General features: G+C 47.2%; 18 protein-coding genes. 11 read left to right on the top strand and 7 right to left on the bottom strand.

The features are described 5' to 3' along the window. Nucleotides 1–169: 169 nt before the first annotated feature. The gene (locus KBW69_RS05630) at nucleotides 170–1,222 is read right to left on the bottom strand and encodes a hypothetical protein (protein ID WP_257252340.1); all 1,053 of its coding nucleotides are present in this window, start codon (nucleotides 1,220–1,222) and stop codon (nucleotides 170–172) included. 353 nt (nucleotides 1,223–1,575) lie between these two features. Between KBW69_RS05630 and KBW69_RS05625 the strand changes: the two genes are divergently transcribed. The 6 genes from KBW69_RS05625 to KBW69_RS05600 all read left to right on the top strand — a co-directional run bounded on the left by KBW69_RS05625 (nucleotide 1,576) and on the right by KBW69_RS05600 (nucleotide 8,961). Continuing rightward, nucleotides 1,576–2,298: a HugZ family protein gene (locus tag KBW69_RS05625; protein ID WP_257280247.1), complete on the top strand. Its 723-nt coding sequence runs from the start codon at nucleotides 1,576–1,578 to the stop codon at nucleotides 2,296–2,298. Between the two features lie 116 nt (nucleotides 2,299–2,414). Then, nucleotides 2,415–2,888 carry an FxsA family protein gene (locus tag KBW69_RS05620; RefSeq protein WP_257252342.1) on the top strand — a complete coding sequence of 158 codons (474 nt, stop codon included), beginning with the start codon at nucleotides 2,415–2,417 and terminating at the stop codon, nucleotides 2,886–2,888. 138 nt (nucleotides 2,889–3,026) lie between these two features. Next, on the top strand, nucleotides 3,027–3,320 hold the full coding sequence (locus KBW69_RS05615; RefSeq protein WP_257252343.1) for a co-chaperone GroES: 294 nt from the start codon (nucleotides 3,027–3,029) through the stop codon (nucleotides 3,318–3,320). Between the two features lie 55 nt (nucleotides 3,321–3,375). Next, a complete protein-coding gene (gene groL, locus KBW69_RS05610; RefSeq protein ID WP_257252345.1) occupies nucleotides 3,376–5,022 on the top strand; it encodes a chaperonin GroEL in 1,647 nt (548 codons plus the stop codon). Nucleotides 5,023–5,353: 331 nt separating this feature from the next. Beyond that, entirely contained in the window at nucleotides 5,354–6,433 is a 1,080-nt protein-coding gene (locus tag KBW69_RS05605; RefSeq protein ID WP_257280245.1) for a hypothetical protein, read from the top strand. 725 nt (nucleotides 6,434–7,158) lie between these two features. Beyond that, nucleotides 7,159–8,961: an F-box/WD40 repeat-containing protein gene (locus tag KBW69_RS05600; RefSeq protein WP_257280244.1), complete on the top strand. Its 1,803-nt coding sequence runs from the start codon at nucleotides 7,159–7,161 to the stop codon at nucleotides 8,959–8,961. Between the two features lie 176 nt (nucleotides 8,962–9,137). On the opposite strand, the gene KBW69_RS05595 is transcribed toward KBW69_RS05600, so the two are convergent. Beyond that, nucleotides 9,138–10,391 (bottom strand): RING finger protein, encoded by a 1,254-nt coding sequence (locus tag KBW69_RS05595; RefSeq protein WP_257280243.1) that lies wholly within the window; start codon nucleotides 10,389–10,391, stop codon nucleotides 9,138–9,140. A gap of 346 nt (nucleotides 10,392–10,737) precedes the next feature. Beyond that, complete coding sequence (locus tag KBW69_RS05590) at nucleotides 10,738–11,904, bottom strand: cupin domain-containing protein (RefSeq protein ID WP_257280242.1); 1,167 nt, start codon at nucleotides 11,902–11,904, stop codon at nucleotides 10,738–10,740. A 159-nt stretch (nucleotides 11,905–12,063) separates the two neighbouring features. Between KBW69_RS05590 and KBW69_RS05585 the strand changes: the two genes are divergently transcribed. Both KBW69_RS05585 and KBW69_RS05580 read left to right on the top strand, forming a co-directional pair. After that, nucleotides 12,064–12,699 carry a glutathione S-transferase family protein gene (locus KBW69_RS05585; protein ID WP_257280240.1) on the top strand — a complete coding sequence of 212 codons (636 nt, stop codon included), beginning with the start codon at nucleotides 12,064–12,066 and terminating at the stop codon, nucleotides 12,697–12,699. Between the two features lie 382 nt (nucleotides 12,700–13,081). Beyond that, nucleotides 13,082–14,890 carry an F-box/WD40 repeat-containing protein gene (locus KBW69_RS05580; protein WP_257280239.1) on the top strand — a complete coding sequence of 603 codons (1,809 nt, stop codon included), beginning with the start codon at nucleotides 13,082–13,084 and terminating at the stop codon, nucleotides 14,888–14,890. A 64-nt stretch (nucleotides 14,891–14,954) separates the two neighbouring features. Here KBW69_RS05580 and KBW69_RS05575 read toward each other — a convergent pair whose 3' ends face one another. Next, nucleotides 14,955–15,182 carry a JmjC domain-containing protein gene (locus KBW69_RS05575; protein ID WP_306670852.1) on the bottom strand — a complete coding sequence of 76 codons (228 nt, stop codon included), beginning with the start codon at nucleotides 15,180–15,182 and terminating at the stop codon, nucleotides 14,955–14,957. 99 nt (nucleotides 15,183–15,281) lie between these two features. On the opposite strand from KBW69_RS05575, the gene KBW69_RS05570 reads away from it, so the two are divergent. From KBW69_RS05570 to KBW69_RS05560, 3 genes are all read left to right on the top strand, one after another. After that, nucleotides 15,282–15,497: a hypothetical protein gene (locus KBW69_RS05570; RefSeq protein WP_257253390.1), complete on the top strand. Its 216-nt coding sequence runs from the start codon at nucleotides 15,282–15,284 to the stop codon at nucleotides 15,495–15,497. 230 nt (nucleotides 15,498–15,727) lie between these two features. Next, on the top strand, nucleotides 15,728–17,521 hold the full coding sequence (locus KBW69_RS05565) for an F-box/WD repeat-containing protein (protein WP_257280238.1): 1,794 nt from the start codon (nucleotides 15,728–15,730) through the stop codon (nucleotides 17,519–17,521). A 213-nt stretch (nucleotides 17,522–17,734) separates the two neighbouring features. After that, nucleotides 17,735–19,537 (top strand): F-box/WD repeat-containing protein, encoded by a 1,803-nt coding sequence (locus tag KBW69_RS05560; protein ID WP_373690673.1) that lies wholly within the window; start codon nucleotides 17,735–17,737, stop codon nucleotides 19,535–19,537. Nucleotides 19,538–19,581: 44 nt separating this feature from the next. Here KBW69_RS05560 and KBW69_RS05555 read toward each other — a convergent pair whose 3' ends face one another. The 3 genes from KBW69_RS05555 to astD form a co-directional block, all read right to left on the bottom strand. Next, nucleotides 19,582–20,139 carry a DUF4136 domain-containing protein gene (locus tag KBW69_RS05555; RefSeq protein WP_257280236.1) on the bottom strand — a complete coding sequence of 186 codons (558 nt, stop codon included), beginning with the start codon at nucleotides 20,137–20,139 and terminating at the stop codon, nucleotides 19,582–19,584. 66 nt (nucleotides 20,140–20,205) lie between these two features. Beyond that, nucleotides 20,206–21,567 (bottom strand): N-succinylarginine dihydrolase, encoded by a 1,362-nt coding sequence (gene astB, locus KBW69_RS05550; protein ID WP_257280235.1) that lies wholly within the window; start codon nucleotides 21,565–21,567, stop codon nucleotides 20,206–20,208. Between the two features lie 51 nt (nucleotides 21,568–21,618). After that, nucleotides 21,619–23,085 carry a succinylglutamate-semialdehyde dehydrogenase gene (gene astD / locus KBW69_RS05545; protein ID WP_257280234.1) on the bottom strand — a complete coding sequence of 489 codons (1,467 nt, stop codon included), beginning with the start codon at nucleotides 23,083–23,085 and terminating at the stop codon, nucleotides 21,619–21,621.

Raw genomic sequence — 23,085 nt, 5'->3', positions numbered from 1 at the left:
ACAGCAAATATTGGCTGTAATTAAAGGGGTAACACCATGGAACATGATCAGAAAACGCTTTACCAGACCGATTTTTACGGAAAAGGAGCCGCCCGCAAGTTCCGGGCCCGCAACGAAACGTCATCAGGCTCCTGGTCTTTTTTTGATTGATGAGACATCATCAATCAAGTCACTTTGGCATATAGGGCTCAAACTCCTTGGCCGGAGGCTGGGGAATATTACCAGCAGCATCAGGCCTTAAATTAGGGTATTGGCCCAGTACTTTTTTGATTTTGGATTCTAATACCCCTACCTCTCTTTGCTCTGATGCACATTGTTCCTGGACTTTTGCATACTCTCTGGTTACTGGGCCCTGATGGATGATGGGATAGGGCTTGACAGGAAAGTCCCGGAGTATGCTCTTAACTTTCTTATATTCACTCTCAGTTAAAACAGGTTTGAGAGCATTAAGCAGTTGTATTCGGGAAAGGAATGAATAGTCCTGATTCTCCTTGCTGACAAACCTTGATAACTCGACACCGGCCTTATAGACATCACCCTGATGGCGTCCACGCTGGACATTTCCCCGGTTCCCGGAGTTAGACGACAACACGCCATCCACATAACCTTTCAACTGCCCCGCCATATAATCAGCCTCTCGCCGATAGCAGGTCCATCTCTGTAAATAGACTTCCTGCGATAGTTGGTTATATCTTGCTTTCTCTGCCGGCAGATGAACTTCAAGTTCCGACAGGTTTTTCTGATGTTGAGAAATCAGCTCCTTATGAACCGTGATTTCCTGAAAGTCCCTTTGAAGCTGATGCCTTAACTCTTCCCGAACCGCTTCTATACACTCTTTGGCTAAAGGCTTCAGACTGCTGGCAAGCATACTCAACCCTACGAAAGCAGTTGCAGCTCCAGCAGCTGCACCGCAGGCAAATGGATTTCTCTGAACGGTATTTTCTACCACGGCAATAAGGCGATCGGTCAGAGCTGCACCGGGTACCACTCTGGCAGGCGTCCAATTCTGAACCAAAGCATCAAAGGAAACGGCTCCGGCAGAAGCAGCGCCTGCCATGAACGTTAAGCAAGGTATATATTTTGTCCTGGTTCCCTCCACCGGGTCATAGCTGAAAAAAACTTTCCTGATATTTTTAAACACACCACCCTCAGAAGCGTTGGCTGATGTGGAAACAGGCTGCCCCACTGCCGGGCTCTGAGCCATTGGATTACCGATTTGCATAACGAAACTCCTGTAAGATTAATTGAGGTAATTTGACAGATTTAAGCGCGTTATGATCTGCCTATCTATCAGGTAGACCTCCATTTTTGTACTAAGTTCCAAATAAAAAACAGCTCACGGAAAGACAGCAGCTAATGCTGCATGATAATCTTATTGATAATCAATATCATTAATATATAATCGCCTCAAAATGCCTGAAACAGGTGTCTTAATCATCAGCCATAGTTGATTCCGGCCATAGGTTGAAGAACAGAGTTCTGCATATCGAAATATACCCATTGGGTTTTGAAAATCTTCAAAGGCGATGGTTATAAGTGGTATGTTTTATGATATGAAAATACAGGGGGAAACAGATGGAACCCAAGGTTCAAGCCGCACACGACGCACGTAACCTGCTTTTGAATGAGTACCACGGTATTTTGTCCACTCACTCTGATGACGTGCCCGGGTACCCATTTGGTTCTGTTATGCCATACTGCCTTGATAAACAGGGTAACCCGATCATCCTGATCAGTGACCTCGCTCAGCACACCAAAAACATTGAAGCTAACCCCAAGGTTTCTCTAATCATCACCCAAAGTGGTGTAGACGATATCCACAAGGCAGGGCGTCTGACCTGGATCGGCGATGCCGAAAAAATTGAAGCGGACAATGAAGAACTGAAGGCGCTGGAGCAACGTTACTACTCTTTCTTTCCACCTTCTGCTCAGTATCACAAAACCCATGGTTTTGACTTTTACCGTATTCATCTGAAGCGTGCACGTTTCATCGGTGGTTTCGGTAAGATTTTCTGGGTGAAGAACGAGCTGATGACTCGTGAAAACCCATTTTACGGCAGCGTAGAAAATGGCATGGTCAAGCATATGAATGAAGATCATGTCGATGCGATGATGAAGTACTGTAAAGTGGCTGGTATCGAACTTCCGGAAGGTGTTGAGCCAAAGATGGCCGGTATTGATGCCACCGGTATGCACCTGCTGCTGAAAGACAAGCTGGTTCGTATTCCTTTCCCGACAGAAGTGGACGAGCCAATGGCAGTGCGCAAGACTCTGGTAGAGATGGCCAGAGTAGCTTGATATCAGGCTTGTACAAATAAAAAGCCCCGAGGTTGTTTGGGGCTTTTTACGTTTCAATCCTTGAAGTTTCCATGATTAACACTATATAAGAAGCACTGTTGTCTCTGGAGGCTTCCATGCGCTTCCCTTTCTGGATTTTTTTACTGCTTCCCGCCCTCGAGCTGGTCGTGCTGATCAAGGTGGGGGGCTATATTGGCGCTTTTAATACACTGATTCTGGTTATTCTGGGTATGGTGGCTGGTATAGCGATCATTCGTCGTCAGGGTTTTCGTACCATGATGAAGGCTCGCGAGAAGATGAATCGTGGTGAGCAGCCTGCGCTGGAATTGCTGAAAGGTTTTTTGACTGCCCTGGGCGGGGTGTTCCTCATGATTCCCGGCTTTATCACCGACTTTATCGGGCTGGTTCTGCTCTTTCCCCCGGTGCGCAGAGCGCTGCTGAGACGCATGATCAAAAGTGGTCGATGGCAGGCGCAACAGTCATCCACCACCCTTGAGGGTGAATATTACCGTGAGGACATCGACACCAGCCGGAGTATCCACCAGACCCTCGAAGGTGAGTTCAAGCGGGAAGATGAAAAAAAATTCTAGTGCCCCCTTGAAAAGGCTAAAGCCACCCTTACTTACTAGATTACCGATAATTGGGTTCGGTTCTGACATCGCAAGTCAGACCGTTTGACAAGAGTTGATTGCTGGTTTTTCAGCATAAACAGTTGGAGAGATACATCGATGAAAATCCGTCCGTTGCGTGATCGCGTGGTCGTTCGTCGTGAAGAAGAAACCACTACCTCTGCTGGCGGTATCGTGTTGCCAGGTTCTGCTACTGAAAAGCCAAACCAGGGTGTGGTAGTGGCTGTCGGTGATGGCGTATTTCTGGACAATGGTGAAAAACGTCCTGTGGGTGTCAGCGTCGGCGACAAAGTCATCTTTGGTAAGTACGCTGGTTCTGACACCGTTAAGATCGACGGTGAAGAGCTGATCATCGTATCCGAGAGCGAAATCTACGCTGTTCTGGAAGACTGATCCCGGAACTTCGTTTTCATAGCAACTGTTTTAAATTTCCAAAGGATTACCCATCATGGCAGCAAAACAGGTTAAGTTCGGCGACGAAGCTCGCAAGCAAATGCTGGAAGGCGTCAACATCCTTGCTGACGCAGTAAAAGCGACTCTGGGTCCCAAGGGCCGTAACGTTCTGCTGGAAAAGTCTTTCGGCGCTCCAACCATCACTAAAGATGGTGTTTCCGTAGCCAAGGAAATCGAGCTGTCTGACAAATTCCAGAACATGGGTGCTCAGCTGGTTAAGGAAGTCGCTTCTCAGGCTAACGATCAGGCGGGTGACGGTACTACCACTGCAACCGTTCTGGCTCAGTCCATTCTGAACGAAGGTCTGAAGTACGTTGCTGCCGGCATGAACCCAATGGACCTCAAGCGTGGTATTGACAAGGCAGTAGCGGCTGTTGTTGAACAGCTGAAAACCATGTCCACGCCTTGCGAAGACAGCAAGTCCATCGCTCAGGTAGGTACTATCTCTGCAAACTCCGATGAGCTGGTGGGCCAGATCATCGCTGAAGCCATGGAGAAAGTAGGCAAAGAAGGCGTTATCACCGTTGAAGAAGGTTCCGGTCTGGAAAATGAACTGGACGTAGTAGAAGGCATGCAGTTCGATCGTGGCTACCTGTCTCCTTACTTCATCAACAACCAGGAAAGCATGTCTGCTGAACTGGAAAACCCATTCATCCTGCTGGTTGACAAAAAGATCTCCAACATCCGTGATCTGCTGCCAGTACTGGAAAACGTAGCCAAAGCTGGCAAGCCTCTGCTGATCATCGGTGAAGATATTGAAGGCGAAGCTCTGGCCACTCTGGTTGTGAACAACATGCGCGGCATCGTGAAGGTCGCTGCTGTTAAAGCGCCTGGCTTCGGTGACCGTCGCAAAGCCATGTTGCAGGACATTGCTATCCTGACCGGTGGTACTGTTATTTCTGAAGAAGTCGGTCTGTCTCTGGAAGCTGCCTCCCTGGAAGATCTGGGTTCTGCCAAGCGCATCGCTATCACCAAGGAAGACACCACCATCGTAGATGGTGCCGGCAACCAGGCTGATATTCTTTCCCGTGTTGAGCAAATTCGTGCCGAGATCGAGAACTCTTCTTCCGACTACGACAAGGAAAAACTGCAGGAACGCGTAGCCAAGCTGGCCGGTGGTGTTGCTGTTGTCAAGGTAGGCGCTGCTACCGAAGTGGAAATGAAAGAGAAGAAGGCTCGCGTAGAAGACGCTCTGCACGCTACCCGCGCTGCGGTTGAAGAAGGCGTAGTCGCTGGTGGTGGTGTTGCTCTGGTTCGCGCTCTGTCCAAGATCTCTGTTGAAACTGCCAACGCTGAACAGAAAGCGGGTGTTGAACTGATCCTGCGTGCTCTGGAAGGCCCAATCCGTCAGATCGCTTCTAACTCCGGTGACGAAGCTTCTGTTGTTGTCGACAAGGTTAGGTCCGGCGAAGGCAACTTCGGTTACAACGCTGCTACCGGTGAATATGGCGACATGATCGGAATGGGTATTCTGGACCCTGCTAAAGTCACCCGTTCTGCTTTGCAGGCGGCTGCTTCTGTTGCTGGTCTGATGATCACTACTGAGGCGATGGTTGCTGATGAGCCTGCTGACGCTGCTGCTCCTGCTATGCCTGATATGGGCGGTATGGGCGGTATGGGCGGTATGGGCGGTATGATGTAATCATCTTCCCGAAGCTCTGCTTCTTCGAAAAAGCTGCTTCTGTTTCAGGAGCAGCTTTTTTTTATGTCATATTTCCCGTCACTTGCGGTGAACAACTCGCAGAACTCACTTCATACTGACTCCATTGTTGATGACAGACTGCTCCTTAAGATCGGATCTCAGAATGCAAAAATTGGATTTAAGGGAACCTTTCAGATGTTTCTGAATCAAACATGGTATCAACGGTCAACATTGACCAATATCGAGAGTTTTGAACTCAAATCAGGATGAACTTCGCCGATGACTCAGGTCATGGCTATTAACAGAAAAGGAGCAGCATATGAGTAGTGGCATGGAAATTTCAGGAAGGAGTGGTAGTCTTCAGATACCCGCTAGCAATACGGGTAGTAATGCCCCTTTATCATCGGACGGGAACACGCCCACTCATAGAATTAGTGGTCCTGTTAATCCTGATCCACAGCTTAATCAGCTGCAGCAAAGCAGGACTCCTGACACGCCCATAAACGAAAGGAGAACCGATCCTTCAAACCCTTTAAATACACCGGGGCTAAGGCCTGGCAGTCAGCCACCGATCCAAAATCCCGATCCGACAGGAAACAGGAATCCTGGGCCTGGTAGTCAGCCACCGATCCAAAATCCCGATCCGACAGGAAACAGGAATCCTGGGCCTGGTAGTCAGCCACCGATCCAAAATCCCGATCCGAGACAAAACGAGACTCCCGAAGAGAAAGCCATGAGAGAAGCGATGGAGCTTGAAACCATGTCTGAGGATCAACTCAACGCCAGGCAAAAGGAGAAACTGGATGAAGCAGCCAAGGTCTCTCAACGCTATGAAGAGTTTGATCTATTAAGCCGGGCCAAGGATGCTATGGAAAATCCAAAGAATGCCCCCAAAGATCTCAAAGTGACGATTGCCTTTCCAGGAAAGGAACCCGTTACCCTTATTCCGTGGGATGACAAGCTCATGGAGCGAGATGACTTCCAGGAGCTCTGGGATACCGCTAAAAAAGTTCTGGCAGAACACGAGACCACAAACTTTGCAAATTACAATCCTAAGGTCGATAAAGCTAAACTGGATGCCTTAGAAGACGGCATCAGGCAGATAGCCCACAAACTAGGCGACAACGAACACGAAGAGGGTGAGAGAGATCACGATAACAAGTGGGAAAAGCGTTGGAAGGAAGTACGCCATAAACCGGTGAGGCTGGAGGCTTTTGAAGGTTTGAACCGCTCGAATAGTCCCAGAGTTGTTGCGGAGCAACCCAGGGGGAACCAGAGCAATCCCGATGGGCCAGGAGTGAATCCCGATGGGCCAGGAGTGAATCCCGATGGGCCAGGAGTGAATCCCGATGGGCCAGGAGTGAATCCCGATGGGCCAGGAGCCAATCCAAATGGGCCCAGCCAATCCTGAAAATGTAACCAGGCCTGGAGATAATGGAAACGGTGGCAACCCCCTGACTCCGGAAACGCTACGGGAACAGCGACAGAAACTAAGGTCTCAGCCTGAGCGGCCACCAGAACCACCACAATCTGATAACCCGTGACTGTGACGTTTTGCAGGCAAGAATGTCAGAAACGCATTTAGGATAAAGGGGAAGCACAGCTTCCCTGCTGTCTACTCTTTCAAAGTGTTCTCAATACAGACCTTCCAAATACCAGAGTGTGTGCTGTTTTCTGATACCCTTTCTATCTTGCAGTACTTCTGAACAAATCGAATATCCCAGGCCCTTTCCTGTTGCTTCCCGAGGTGCTCGTGTTTCCTGCATTGTTTCGCGTTAAAACAATTACAATCAAGCCTCCCGTTGGTTTTTTTTCAGAAAAGCTCTTTAAGGCCAAAAAATGGCTGATTCATCTATCAAAGATGCAGAAATCCAGCGTTTGAAAAGGTATATCTACCAGAGAAATTAGCTTCAATTTTTCTTAATTTTTGACGTGAAAAATGAAAGCTCTCACCCTCACCGATCCAGTGAGCTTTGGCTGAGTGAAGCCAAAGCCATTCTGAGTGTGCTGAAAGACAGAAGCTTTGTCCGTTGCACTTAACAACATATTTTGAACTTTTATTTTAAAACCGAGTCAAATTTGCAGTATCAATTCTGAATGTCCTTTCTAATTGAGGATTAATACGAGTAACCAAGCATGGATCGAATAAATCCAAACTCTGGCAGTACACACTCAACAACGCCTGATCAATCTATATCGAAGCAAGCGTCAACGGGTATAGGTGTCAGTGCAGGTAGAAAAATTACTGTATCTGACAAGGGTGAACTTTCACTACTCAATTTGCCTAGCCTGACACAATTGAAAATTATTGGCTGTTTGAGACTTAAAGATATTGCCCGTTTAAAACAGGTGTGTACCTACTTTCGAGAGGTTATTGAAGGAGAAGACCTTCTGGCAAAGGCGTGGTATCGCCGCTTTTCTTCTCCACACCAGTCTCTGTTAAAGACGGTCATCACAGCAAAAAGTGATGAACAACTCAGCCGTTGGGTGGGGCAGTTTACAAATGATCAAGTGTTAACCAAGTCACTTATAGAGCGCCGAAACAATGTTGATTTTCCTGCTCTGGTTTTTTTCAACAACACAGATTTAATGTCGCAACGCAAAACATTTAATTTAGAGGCTAAAGTCACTATTACCCATAGAGGTCAAGTCAGATCGGCCACTTTCAGCACCGATGGCCTCCACGTGGTAACTGCCAGTAATGATGGCACGGCGAGAATCTATGACCAGGAGGACAATGGATCATGGCAAGAAAAAGCCATCATTTCCCATGATGACTGGGTCAGATCAGCCACCTTCAGCGACGATGGCCGCCAAGTGGTGACCATCAGTCACAATGAAACCGCAAAAATCATCGTTTGCGAGGCTAATGGAAGATGGGAAGAAAAAGCCACCGTTCACCATGATGACTATATCATCTCAGCTGACTTCAGCCCTGACGGTCGCCATCTGATCACCTGGGACGACTACATAGCAAAAATCTATGGTCATGATGACGATGGATTATGGGAAGAGAAAGCCATCATTGCCCATGGTAACGATATTAATTCAGCCTCCTTCAGCGCCGATGGACACCATGTGGTGACTGCCAGCGACGATCACACAGTGAAGATCTATAGTCTGGAGTCCGATGGATTATGGATAGAAAAAGCCAGAATTACTCATGATGACAATGTTATCTCAGCTACTTTAAGCGACGATAGTCGCCATGTGCTGACCGCCAGTTACGATGGCACTGCGAAAATCTACGGCCAGGAGGAAGACGGAACATGGGAAGAACAAGCCACCATTTACCATGAAGAAGGTGTCGATATAGCCGCCATGAGCCCCGATGGACACCATCTGGTTACCGTCAATGGCAATTACACTGTGAAAATCCACGGCTATGAGGACGATGGTACATGGAAAGAAAAACTCACTATTATCAATAGTCGTGTGGTCAAAACAGCCTCTTTCAGCCCCGATGGCTGCCATCTTGTGATCACCCGTGGAGATGGCGTGGCGAAAATCTGTGGCCATAAGGCGGGTGCGGGTGGATTATGGGAAGAAAAAGCCACTTTGCACAACGGTGGCGATGCCCACGCCAATTTCACCTTCAGCGCTGATAGCCGTCATATGGTTACGGCCACTCACGATTGCAGAGTTATAATTTATGACCATCATGATGATGGATTGTGGGAAAAAAAATTCGAAATTCGTCATAATAGTTCGGTCAGCTCAGCCACCTTCAGTGCCGATAGCCGCCATGTGTTGACTGCCAGTTTAGATAACACGGCGAAAATTATTGGCCAGGAAACTGATGGATCATGGGTAGAAAAAGCCACTGTTTATCATTGGGGTTCGGTCATATCAGCCAACTTCAGCAACGACGTCAGCCATCTGGTTACCACCGGTTCTGATCGCAGGGTGAACATCATTAAACTGTTGATGAATGATTGATTGTTTGCTTTCACTCTTGTTCATCAACAAACCTTTCGTGAGACTTTTTGGTCAGTAAAGCTTTAAGGCAATAAAATGGCGGGTCAATTTGTCAAAGAAGCACAATATCAGTATCTGGCTGGGAAGGATCTCAGAACCGCTGGAAGTATAAAGGAGAAGCAGAGCTTCCCTTCTATCTATTCCTTTAAAATGTTCTCAATACAGACCTCACAATAACCAAGGTGCCTGCAGTTTATGAATATAGTTTTATCTTCCAATGGTCCTGAACAAATCAAACATTCCTGACTCTCTCTGGTGGCACCTCCAACTGCTCCTGATTTCTGTGCTATTTCCTCGTCGGAATCTTCACTGTCTAAACTCCAGTCAGAAGCGGTAACCCGGGGAGAACTGGAATTCTGTGGAGAATGGTCCGATAGATTGCGGCAGACTCCTGACTGTGAACATGCTTCTTCATCTAATTCAGCCGGGGGTGTGGGATCAATACCCAGAATATTGTATGTAAAATCTCGCATACCTTCGTAGCTAAACATGACCTCAGGCCTGGAACGTGATTCTCTCTGGCAAAGGCTATTCATATTTTCGTAGCTACTGCACAGAAGCTCATAGGGCAAAAATCTTTGTAACAGTTCTTCCAGTGTCTCTGGCCACGCCATTCCTGTAGCCATGTGGTGGTGAGAAGCGCTTGCCATTGCATGTAAACCGATGAGAAGAGCTGTTTCAGTGTCCAGGTTTGCTTCTTTGAGCCGATTGGCAAATCTTTTCGGAGATTGATAATCGCTGGTATTGCCAGACAGCAGTGAATTGGATAATGCTTCATGGTAGCTTTTTCGGGTAAAGCGATTGAGCAGCACAGAAAAGTGATCATAAAAGGCATTGGTGGAAAGAACATGAGGACCAAGAAAAGCAAAAAACATCAGGACTAAACCGTTATGAACAGTGGCATAATCAGGCAGATTTTTCTCTGAATGTGAATTGAAAATAGTGTAATAAGGGTTAATTTCAGCATCGATGGCTGGAGAAAAAAACAACTTATCAAAGAGGCTTCTGGCCATTGCGTTTATTTTCTGTTTACCTGCCGGGCTATTTTCCATGGTCACATTCATAGTGAATATACGAAATATCAGTCTCAGTATTTTCTGAATGCGCGCATGCCGATATTGAGGGCTCCCTATGTTCACGTAGTAAAAGTAAAAGTTTGAAAGATATTCAAAATTTTGCTCATCAAGCAAGAAGTTATTGTAGATTTCCAGTCGGTCATCTCCGGATACATCATCAGCCGCTAAATTCAGCCCGAAAAAGCCAATACGAATAATTTTAAACGGGTTCATGATGGAATCACCCGAGCCCTTTTGCCTTCTTTTTGGGGAAGGGTCCCAGATTTTTTTATAATACTGGCGAAATTCTTCAAGATCATAGGTGTCGTTTGCCATCCCCTGCTGACAAAACAAAAAAAAGACTGAAAATAAAAGCACCTTAAAGTCACATTGTAAGGCCATAGCTTTACCTGTATTTGTTAAAAACAACTTCACCAGAATAGTTATAATCAAGCCTTACGTGCGGCCGTTTGGTCAGTAAAGCTTTAAAGCCAAAAATGACGGGTTAATCTGTAAAAGAAGCAGAACTACAGCACCCGAAGAGATGTTCTTACCAGAGATATCAGTTTTAACTTTTCTGAAGGTGAAAAGTGGCAAATGAAAGCGCTAAGGCTATCATTTGCCACGCTGGTTGGTTGTTATTTTTGGTTTAAGCGTTCGACCAATAACAGAATATTATTCATCAGTCCTCTGTCTCTGCCTCAAAGAGCGGGTAGATACAGCCCGCGTTAATCAAGCGGAGTAGCAACTCACGAGCTTCATTGTCCACGACAAAGTGCCATTGATCGGATGCCAGTTGCGAGTGCTGACACATCTGTTGAGCCAGATTCGCTGCGTCTGCAGACTGGCATTCGTAGGCCTCACCATCAGCAAACAGTGTCAGGTGATTTTTCTCTTGCCTGAAAGCGAGCCTTGAGCCCTCATTGAGCACCAGATCAATCCCTTCAGCCTCTTCCTTAAGCGCTTCCCAACTTTGCCAGTGTTCTTCCAATGGCTGCTCATGTTTGGGTTGGGTCATCATCTCTCCAAACCATTCTGCCAGCATTGAGCGATCTTCAATATGCGTTTTCAGAATTTTCTGTAGACGATCCAGGGCTTTTTCATCAATCTCGCCTTTTTGCTCGGGCAAAGTCTGGTCGGGGTCTGAATAGCGAAGGCTCTCTGGTAACCGGTCGGCGATAAAGTCAGTAAATTGCATCAGAATCTCGCGATGGCTGGGAGCCCGAAAGCCTACTGAAATAGTCATGCATTCACCTTCGGCTGCGCCATGATGACCGATACCAGGTGGCAGGTAGAGCATGTCGCCGGGTTCAAGGACATAATCTTGCAGAACTTCAAACTCTGACAAGATGTGAAGGTCAGTGTCTTCCAGTTTCGGTGAGGTAGCATCATAGACCGGGCCGACTTGCCAGCGTCTTTGACCTTCGGCCTGAATCAGGAAAACATCAAAATGATCATAGTGAGGGCCCACTGAACCACCGTCGGTTGCATAGCTGATCATGATGTCTTCAAGCCGCCAGGAGGGAAGAAAGTCAAAGTAATCCAGCAATGAGTGAACACCGGGTACCCAGTGGTCCACAGCCTGAACCAGAAGTGTCCAGTGACTGGGCGGCAGACAGGCAAAGTCAGCTTCACTGAACGGTCCCCGTCTCAGCTCCCACGGAGTTTCCCCTTTCTCAAGCACAATACGGGACTCAACGTCCTCTTCCAACGCCAGACCTGCCAGCTCATCGGCCGAGAGAGGTGACAGAAAATCCGGGATGGCCTGACGAATCAGCAGAGGTTTCTTTTGCCAATAGCTTTGCAGGAAAGCCTCTGGAGGAAGGGAACCCAGAATAAATTGTTTCATTGAATTTCATCGGAATGTAAATAAACGACGCAAGGTTAGCATAAAGTGGCCTTATTAATAGGCTTGGCTGTAGGATAGATAGTTCTGAGCCGCCATAGCGATAGAATAATTTTCTTGCCCCTAAGGAATGAAAATTATTCATTGAACAGGAGAATTAGAATGAAAGTTTTTGGAGCAACCCTTTCCCCCATGGTTCGAAAGGTTTTAGTGGCCCTGGAAATGAAAGGGCTGAATTTTGAGTTGGACCCCGTTATTCCTTTTAATACCCCTGAAGGTTTTGAAAAAATCAGTCCCCTGAAAAAAGTTCCTGCCTTGCAGGATGGTGAAGTGACCCTGGCAGACTCCTCCATCATCTGTGAGTATCTGGAAGATCGCTACCCGGAAATTGCGTTGTATCCCGCCGATCTGGTCCTGAAGGCCAAAGCCCGCTGGTTCGAGGAGTACGCTGATACGGTTTTAATGAAAGTGACTGCTGAAAGTTTGTTCTTCGAACGGGTAGTGAAGCCGATGATGGGGATGGAAACGGACGAAGACAAAGTACAGCAAAACCTTAAAGACAACATGCCCAAGACATTGGCTTATCTGGAAAGTGTAGTTCCGGAACAAGGTTTTCTCTTGGGTGAATCATTGATGATGGCTGATATTGGCATCGGTTCCTGTTTTATCAATGCCGGTTATGCCGAATTTGAACCTGACCCGTCAGAATATCCGGTTTTTGCCGCCTATCTCCATAGGGTCAAGGCGCATCCGGCTTTGCAGAAAAGAATTAAGGAAGATGCCAGATTCTTGAATTAATTAATCAAAAAAACGGGAAATAATTTTGGATACTGGAAAACAGTTGTCATCAATTTTTGTTTAGAGAATCCAAACTCAGTAGGCTAGTGGCGAAAATTGTTGCTGCCGGTGGTAAAAAAGTAAGGCTGAGCTGCGTTATTATTAACCGGGTGAAAAGCCTTACTCTAATCACCCCGAAGATGAGCGCGCGATCCGGGTTTATCAATTCAAGGGGTTTCCTCTAATTGACGCTATTCTTCTTGTGCTGAAAGACAGAAACTATTGTCAGTTTCACTTGACAACCCGTAATGAACTTTTATTTCAACTCCGAGTCTAACCCGTGGCATCAATTTTGAATGTCTTTTTTAATTGAGAGTAAATAGTAACCATTGAGTAACAGAGCATGAATGGAATGAATAACGATTCCAATATTGTCGGTTCACTTTCACCAACACCAGATCAATCTCTATCGAGGTCAGAGGTTGTGGGTGATAGTGCAGGCAGGAAAATTACTGTATGTGACAAGGGTGAACTTTCACTACTCAATTTGCCCAGCCTGACACAATTGAAAATTATTGGCTGTTTGAGGCTTAAAGATATTGCTCGTTTAAAGCAGGTTTGTACCTACTTTCGAGAGGTTATTAAAGAAGAAGATATCCTGGCAAAGGCTTGGTATCGCCGCTTTTCTTCTGCACACCAGTCTCTACTAAAGACAGTCATTACTGCAAAAAGTGATGAGCAACTCAGCCGTTGGGTTGGGCAGTTTACAAATAACCAAGTGTTAACCAAGTCACTTACAGAGCGTCGAAACAATGTTGATTTTCCTGCTCTGGTTTTTTTCAACAACACAGATTTAATGTCGCAACGTAAAACATTTAATTTAGAGGCTAAAGTTACTATTTCCCATAGAGGCGACGTCAGATCAGCCACTTTCAGCACCGATGGCCTCCACGTGGTAACTGCCAGTAATGATGGCACGGCGAGAATCTATGACCAGGAGGACAATGGATCATGGAAAGAAAAAGCCATCATTTCCCATGATGACAGGGTCAGATCAGCCACCTTCAGCGACGATGGCCGCCAAGTGGTGACCATCTGTGACAATGAAACCGCAAAAATCATCGTTTGCGAGGCTAATGGAAGATGGGAAGAAAAAGCCATCCTTGATCATAATGACGACATCAACTCGGCTAACTTCAGCCCTGATGGCCGCCATCTGATGACCACCAGTAGCGACTACATAGCAAAAATCTATGGTCATGATGACGATGGATTATGGGAAGAGAAAGTCATCATTGCCCATGGTGACGATATCAATTCAGCCTCCTTCAGCGCCGATGGACACCATGTGGTGACTGCCAGCCACGATAACACAGCGAAGATCTATAGTCTGGAGTCCGATGGATTATGGATAGAAAAAGTCAGAATTACTCATGATGACTGTGTCATCTCAGCTAATTTAAGCGCCGATTGTCGCCATGTTCTGACCGCCAGTTGGGATGGCACTGCGAAAATATACGGCCAGGAGGCGGGTGGAACATGGCAAGAACAAGCCACCATTTACCATGAAGTCGGTGTCGATTTAGCTGCCATTAGTGCCGATGGATACCATGTGGCTACCGTCAGTGGTGATTACAGTGTGAAAATCCATGGCTATGAGGACGATGGAACATGGAAAGAAAAAATCACTATTTTCCATAGTAACGTGGTCAAAACAGCGTCTTTCAGCCCCGATGGCTGCCATCTGGTGACCACCGGTGAAGATGGCGTGGCAATAATCTGTGGCCAGAAGGCCGGTAAGGGTGGATTATGGGAAGAAAAAGCCACCATCGACCATGGTGGTTATGACCACGTCAATTCAGCCACCTTCAGTGCCGATAGCCGTCATATGGTTTCTGCCAGTCACGATGGCAGAGTGATAATTTATGGCCATGACGACGATGGATTGTGGAAAATAAAATCCGAAATTGAACATGGTGGTCCGGTCAGCTCAGCCACCTTCAGTGCCGATGGCCGCCATGTGGTGACTGCCAGTGAAGATTATACGGCGATAATTATTGGCCAGGAAACTGATGAATCATGGGTAGAAAAAGCCTCTGTTTACCATTGGGAACCGGTCATATCAGCCGCCTTCAGCAACGACGTCAGCCATGTGGTTACCGTCGGCTTCGATGACAGGGTGAAAATCAATGAACTATTCATGGGCGATTGATTGTTTGCTTGCTTTCACTTTTCCGGAAGCCTACTGAAATAGTCATTCCGACAGGATATGAAGGTCAGTGTTTTTCAGTTTTGGTGAGCTGGCATCGTAGACCGGGCCGACTTGCCAATGCCTTTTGCCTTCGGCCTTCGGCCTGAATCAGGAAAACATCAAAATGATCGTAGTGAGGACCCACTGAACCCCCATCGATTGCATAGCTGATCATAATGTCTTCAAGTTGCCAGGAGGGCAGAAAGTCAAAGTAATCCAGCAGCGAGTGAACATCGGGAACCCAGTGATCCATAGCCTGAACCAGAAGTGTCCACTGACCGGGAGGCAGACAGGAAAAGTCAGACTCTCTAAAAGGTCCTCGTCTCAGCTCCCATGGAGTTTCTCCCTTTTCTTGGCGCTGTACCCCAGAGATCCGGCTTTAAAAGCCAAAGCCCGCTGGTTGGAGGAGTACGCTGATACCGTTTTGATGAAAGTGACCAATGCCGGTTGTGCCGGATTCGAACCTGACCCGTCAGAATATTCGGGCTTTGCCGCCTATCTCCAGAGGGTCAAGGCGCACCCGGCTTTTCAGAAAAGAATGGAGGGAGATGCCAGGTTTTTGAATTAATTAATCACAAAACCCCGAAAAACAATATTGAATACAGGTGTCATCCATTTCTGTGTAGAAGATCGAAACTCAGAAGGTTAGTGGAGAAAATGGTTGCTGTCGGTGGTAAATGTTAGTTTCACTTAACAATTTGTCAGGAACTTTTATGTTAAAACCGAATCCTATTATTAACATCAATTTTGAATATACCTTCTAATTGAGGATAAGCGCTAACCATGGAGTGACCAGATATGCGACAAATAAATAACCATTCAAACGTTTTGTCATTTTCTGCTCAACCTATATCAAAGCGAGCACGTACAGGTGTCAATGCAAATAGAGAAATCACTGTTTTTGAGGGTACTAAGCCTCCATTACTGAGTTTGTCTCGCCCAACACACTTAAATATTATTGAACGTTTGGGGCTTAAAGATATTACCCGTTTGAAACAGGTATGTACCTACTTTCGAAAGCTTATTAAAGAAGAAGGTTCTCTGGCAAAGGAATGGTATCGCCGTTTTTCCTCTGCGCACCAGTTTCTACTAAAGACAGTCGTCACCGCAAAAAGTGATCAGCAACTCAGTGCTTGGTTGGGGCAATTTACGAATAATCAGGCATTGATCGATTCAGTTTTAAAACGCCGGGACGATAATGGTCTATCTCCTGCTCTGCTCTTTTTCAACAACACCAATCTAATGTCGCAGTGCGAAACATTTAATGTCGATAAAAAAGTCACTATTTCCCATAAAGGCTTCATCAATTCGGCGACTTTCAGTAAAGATGGTCTCCACGTGGTGACTGCCAGTGACGATGGCACGGCGAAAATCTATGACAAGGAGCTCGACGGATCATGGACAAAAAAAGCCACCATTGCTCATGATAAATCGGTGGCATCAGCCACTTTTAGCGCCGATGGCCGCCATGCGGTGACCATCGGTGAAGATCACAAAGTGAAACTCTATGGCCGGAATGACGATGGATCATGGCAAGCAAAGGCCACAATATCCCATGATTCCTTTGTCAAGTCAGCCACCTTCAGTGCCGATGGCCGCTATTTGGTCACTGCCAGTGACGATGGCACGGCGAGAATTTACGGCTATGAGGACGATGGAACATGGAAAGCAAAAGCTACCATTTTCCACAATGGATATATCAGTTCAGCCACTTTCAGTGCCGATGGCCGCTATGTGTTGACTGCCAGCGGCGATCACACAGTGAAAATCCATAGTAAGGAGCACGATGGATCATGGCTGGAATCAGGCATCATTTATCACAATGATTTGATCAGCTCAGCGACCTTCAACGCCGATGCTAGCCGTGTAATGACCACGAGTTATGATGGCGGGGCGAAAATTTACGGTCAGGAGGAAGGTGGAACATGGGAAGAAAATTCCGCGTACTATGCTACCCATGCCGATTCAGTTGCCTTCAGCGCAAATGGCAACTATTTGGTGACCGTCAGTGACGATTACACGGTGAGAATCTATGGTCATGAGGGCGACGGATTATTGGGATTAAAAACCACTATTTTCCATAAAAATAAGGTCAACTCAGCCGCCTTCAGTCCCGATGGCAGCCATGTGGTGACCGCCAGTAATGATGGTAAGGCGAAAATCTATGGCCAGAATAAAGATGGATCATGGGAAGAAAAAGCCACCATTCACCATGCCGGTGATGTTAATTCAGCCACTTTCAGCGCCGATGGCCGCTACGTGGTGACCGCCGGTGACGATGGCAAGGTGAAAATTTACGGCCGTGAGAGCGATGGATCATGGAAGAAAAAAACCACTATTTATCATAATGGTCGAGTCTATTCAGCCACCTTCAGTACCGATGGCCGCCATATAGTGACCGCCAGTAAAGATAAAACGTCGAAAATTATTGGCCTGACGGCTGAAGAATCATGGGTAGAAAAAGCCACTATCTCCCATCGGGGGCTGGTCTCATCAGCCACCTTCAGTGGCGACTGCAGCCATGTGCTTACCACTGCCGCAGACAATGGCTATCACAAGGCGAAAATCACTGAGCTGCGAATGAATGAATAATTGATTGTTTGCCTTCACTTTTATTCAATTTAAGAGGTTTCTTCTGAGTGACGCTATTTAGCGTGTGCTGAAAGACAGAAACTTTTGTTAGTTTCACTTAACAACATGTCATGAACTTTTACTTTAAGACAGAATCCAACCCTTAGTTTCAATTTTGGATGTTCTTCCTGATTGAAGATAAATAAAAACTATCAAACAAAGGATTGACAAAACATGGAATCGATAAATAACAACTCAAAAGCTGCTTTCTCATATTTACCAAAACCGCCTCAATCTATATCAGAGCATGCACCAACGGGTGTCAGTGGGGGTAGGGAAATCAGTGTATCTGAGAGCAGTGAGTCTCCGCTACTCAATTTGCCCCGCCTCACACAATTAAATATTATTGGCCATTTGGGGCTTAAAGATGTTGCCTGTTTGAAACAGGTATCTAGCCACTTTCAAGAGCTTATTAAACAAGAAGATATTCCGGCAAAGGCATGGTATCGCCGTTTTTCTTCAGCACACCAGTCTCTACTGAAGACAGCCATCACTGCAAGAAGTGATGAGCAACTTAGTGCCTGGCTGGGGCAATTTACGAATAATCAGGCGCTAATCAAGTCACTTGTTAAAAGTCGAGAAGAGGTTCGTCCTGCTCTGCTCTTTTTCAACAATGCCGATCTAATGTCGCAGTGCGAAACATTCAATGTCGATAAAAAAGTCACTATTTCCCATGGAGACTTAATCAATTCAGCGACTTTCAGTAAAGACGGTCTCCACGTCGTGACTGCCAGTAACGATGGTAAGGTGAAAATCTATGACAAGGAGGACGACGGATCATGGAAGAAAAAAGCCACCATTTCCCATGATGAAGAAGTTAATTCAGCTTCCTTCAGCGCCGATGGTCACCACGTGGTGACCATCGGTGAAGATAACAAGGTGAAAATCTGTAGCCGCAATGACGATGGTTTATGGGAAGAAAAGACCACCATTACCCATGATCGCTTCGTTGAGTCAGCCACCTTCAGTGCCGATAGCCGCTATTTGGTAACTGCCAGTGACGACGGCACAGCGAAAATCTATGGCTATGAAGACGATGGATCATGGAAAGCAAAAGGGACCATTTTTCATGATGAAGGCGTTAATACAGCCACCTTCAGCGCCGATAGCTCTCATTTAGTGACCGCAAGTGACGATCACACAGTGAAGATCTATAGCAAGGTGGGCGATGGGCTATGGGTGGAAAAAGCCACAATTGAACATGATGACACTGTCAGCTCAGCTACCTTCAGTGCCGATAGCCGCTATTTGGTCACTGCCAGTGAAGATTGCACGGCGAAAATCTATGGCCAGGAAGAGGGTGGGACATGGGAAGAAAAAGCCAAAATTTATCATGTTGATTATGTCGATTCAGCTACCTTCAGCGCTGACAGCAGCCATCTGGTGACCGTTAACAATTGCACGGTGAAAATCTATGGTCATGAAGATGATGGGCCATGGAAAGAAAAAACCATTATTTTACATAAGGAAGAGGTCAACTCAGCCACCTTCAGCGATGATGGCAGTCATTTGGTGACCGCCAGTATTGATGGCAAGGCGAAAATCTACGCCCAGGAGTACGGAGAATGGAAAAAACAGACCACCATTCATCATGAGGACGAAGTTTATTCAGCCAACTTCAGCGCCGATGGCCGTTACATGGTGACCGCCAGTGGCGATGGAAAGGTGAAAATTTATGGCCATGACGACGATGGATTATGGAGAGAAATAGCCATCTTTTCCCATAATGGAGAGGTCTTCTCGGCCACCTTCGGTCCCGATGGCCGCCATGTGGTCACCGCCAGTGGAGATTTAACGTCGAAAATTATTGGTCTGGTGGCTGATGGATCATGGGTAGAAAAAGCCACAATTTCCCATGGGAGGAAGGTCAAATCAGCCACCTTCAGTGCCGACTGCGGCCATGTGCTTACCATCTCCGACGGCTATGACAGTGGCTATCACAAGGTGAAAATCACGGAGCTACGAATGAATAATTGATTGTTTGCTTTAACTCTCCAACATCTTTGATAAGGCAGGGAGCGTCATTTCAAACTGCTCAACATTCTGGCAATCGCCGCTTCGGCTCTGGCCAGTCGCGTCTCATTGCTTAGTCCGGGAACTATTGTGCCCTGGGCAACCCCTTTCCATAGGGCATCTCCGGTATTGGCTCTAATCAGGGCAATGGCTATGGTCAGTTTTTCCTGGCCCGGCTCAGTGACCAGTCCCGGCGTTGTGCCAAAAAAGTGAACCAGTTCTGCGTCGGAGACGATGGAATCAGAAGCAATGCCGTAGCGGACAATCAATGAATTCTGGGGTATTTGGTCAGGATCAATCTTCATTTTCGCTGACAGCTGTTTGGCTATCTCGAATTCTATTGTTTGATAAGCATTCTCCCGGTTAGGGAACATCGGGTCCTTTTCTTCAGGGGTGATGGATTCGAACATCAAGCCATCAAAATCGGCTAAAGAGAATCGATGCAGGGGAGAAGCGGTAATCGATAATGGGGCGACCTTAGGGTTTTCCTGAGGAACGGTAACGCTTACGCAGCCTGCAAGTACTATGGAAACAAGCGCCAGCATAGCAATGGATATTATTCTCATTCTTTTCTCCCATGAAGTGGATGAGCTGATTCTATCATTCGCAGAGATAAAATCAGCTCAAGCCCTTCACACCTGTTGGAACTGATAGACTGAGCCCAGTTGCAGAATGTCGGTTAACTCATCCAGTGCTGTACGGGATTCAATCAGAAGTTCAGGATCAGCAAGATCGGCTTCAGTCAGCCTGTCACGGTAATGTTTTTCTACCCATTGGCAGAGTGTTGTATACAAAGTGTCGTTCATCAGGCAGGCCTGATTGGTGGCAGCCAGTTCTTCTGGAGTCAGGACTACTCTCAGACGCAAACAGGCAGGTCCGCCGCCATTATTCATGCTCTGACGCAAGTCGAACACTTTGATGTCATTAATGGGGTTCTCGCGCGCAACCAGACCTTCGAGGTAAGAAGAAACCTGTCGATCACTCTGGCACTCAGAGGGCACAACAATAGTCATATCATGATCGGAAGTGCTGAGCAGCTGACTGTTGAACAGGTAACTTTTCACCGCAGTTTCCACTCTTATCTGACTTTCAGGCACCTCAATAATGCAGAAGTCATTCCGGCTGTTTTTTAGCTCAAGGCTATAAGCACTTCTCAGGTCGTTGTAAACCTGCGCCTGATTCAGGAAGGCTTTCTCGTGACAGAACAGTACATTGCGGTTACCCACAGCAATGACATCGTTATGAAAAACTCCCTGATCAATGACTTCCGGATTTTGCTGTGCAAAGACAGTTCGATGGCTATTCAGTTGATGGTTACGGGCAATGGCCTGGGAGGCCTCCAGGGTTTGGCGAGCCGGAAATTTTGTCGGCGCTGGCTGAGCATCATCAAAGCTGTAACGGCCATAAACAAAAAACTCAACACCTTCGTCTCCATAGTTCTGACAGAAACGGGTGTGATTGGCCGCGCCCTCATCGCCGAAGTGAGAGGTGCTAATCAGGGCTGGATGATGAGTGAAATGCTCCTCGCTGGAGAAAACGGCTTTCAGGATTTTGCCTGTTATTTCATGCTCAATGGATCGGTGAAACTTACTGCACAGGTTTGCCGGTGTGAAATGTACGGTGCCAGACGTTGTGTCGGCGCTGGGTGATACTGTAGCGGCATTAGCGGTCCACATGGTGGATGCAGAACTGCATGCTGCAAGAATTTTGGGTGCCTGTCTTGAGGCCCCGGCAAGAACCTGTCTATCACTGCCGCTAAAACCTAGCTTGCGCAGGGTATAAACGTCGGGTCTTTCATGGGGTGCCAGCACTCCTTGTACTAAACCCATGTCGTGCAGTGCCTTCATTTTAGCCAGACCTTGCAGAGCAGCCTGTTTCGGGTTGGAAGACGCCGACTGGCTTCGGGTTGAGGCTATATTGCCCAGAGAAAGGCCTGCATAATTATGGGTTGGGCCTACCAGGCCGTCAAAATTGGCTTCAACAGTACTATTCATATTTTTTCTGTTCCGATCTCGGTCAGCTTCCTGATGGCATGCATCTGTTCATTAAAGCTTTAAACCCGGCGCCAGTTTTTCCGGTAGTGACAGGCTCTCAGCTTCTACACTGGCAACGGGGTAAGCGCAGTAGTCAGCAGCAAAGTAGGCACTGGGGCGGTGGTTACCGCTGTCACCAATACCACCAAATGGCGCAGCGCTGCTGGCTCCGGTGATGGGCTTGTTCCAGTTGACGATTCCGGCTCGACTCAGGTGCAGGAACTGTTCATAGTCTTCTCGGTTGTCAGCGAAAATACCGGCGGACAGTCCATAACGAGTGTTATTGGCTTGTTCGATGGCTTCGTTGAGTTGGTTGTAACGAAGCACCTGTAGCAAGGGGCCGAAGTACTCTTCATCGGGTAGTTCTTTAATGGAGGTAACATCAATAATGCCGGGAGACAGTAAACCGGTACCTTCCTTCAATTTTCTGCTCGTCAGTAATGATTGACCGCCCAGCTGTTGCAGGCGTGCCTGTGCCTGCAAAATACTGTTCGCAGCCGCTTCTGAGATAACGGCTCCCATGAAGGGCTGGTCTTCATCATTCCATTGGCCTATTTTGATGTTGCCTGTGGCTTCAACCAGTTGATCAATGAAAGTATCACCCCATTCTGAGGCAGGCACGAACAAGCGTCTGGAGCAGGTACACCGCTGACCCGCAGTAATAAACGCTGACTGTATAGTGTCGTGTATCGCCGCTTTTCGATCTTTGACTTCAGTAATGATCAGCGGGTTATTGCCACCCATCTCCAGAGCCAGAATCTTGCCTGGCTGACCCCCAAACTGCTGGTGGATGAGCCTTCCTGTATTCGAGCTGCCGGTGAAGAACAGGCCGTCAATGCCTTTGTGCCCAGCCAGAGCCATACCGGTCTCTCTCTCGCCCTGAACCATGTTCAATACGCCTTCCGGTAGTCCGGCCTGCTCCCAGAGTTTGATGGTTTCTTCAGCTGTAGCCGGGGTCAGTTCACTGGGTTTGAAGACAACCGTATTGCCCGCCAGCAGGGCCGGAACAATGTGTCCATTGGGCAGGTGTCCCGGAAAATTGTAGGGGCCAAAAACAGCGACGACACCGTGAGGTTTATGTCGTATAAAAGCACGGCCTCCCGGCATGATGTTTTCTGTCGTTCCGGTGCGCTCACTGTAGGCTTTGATAGAAATTTCAATCTTGCCTTTCATGGCCGCAGCTTCGGTTTTGGATTCCCACAAGGGTTTACCCGTCTCTAAGGCAATGATCTCGGCCAGCAGGTGAGCGTTTTGTTCAACCTGCCCGGCAAACTTACGCACCAGACTAATGCGGTCTTCCAGAGAGCGTGCAGCCCATCCCGGCTGGGCTTTCCGGGCTGATGAAATGGCCTGGTCAACCTGTGAAGGCTGGGCGGCAGATCCACTCCAGACGGTTTCACCACTGGCCGGATTCAGAGAATGGAATGTCTGACCTTCACCCTGAAGCCATTGTCCCTTAATAAATAGAGAACCTTTCAT

It is taken from the genome of Endozoicomonas sp. ISHI1 (assembly GCF_024606225.1).
GTDB lineage: Bacteria > Pseudomonadota > Gammaproteobacteria > Pseudomonadales > Endozoicomonadaceae > Endozoicomonas_A.
This window is presented reverse-complemented; position numbering and strand designations above follow the sequence as displayed.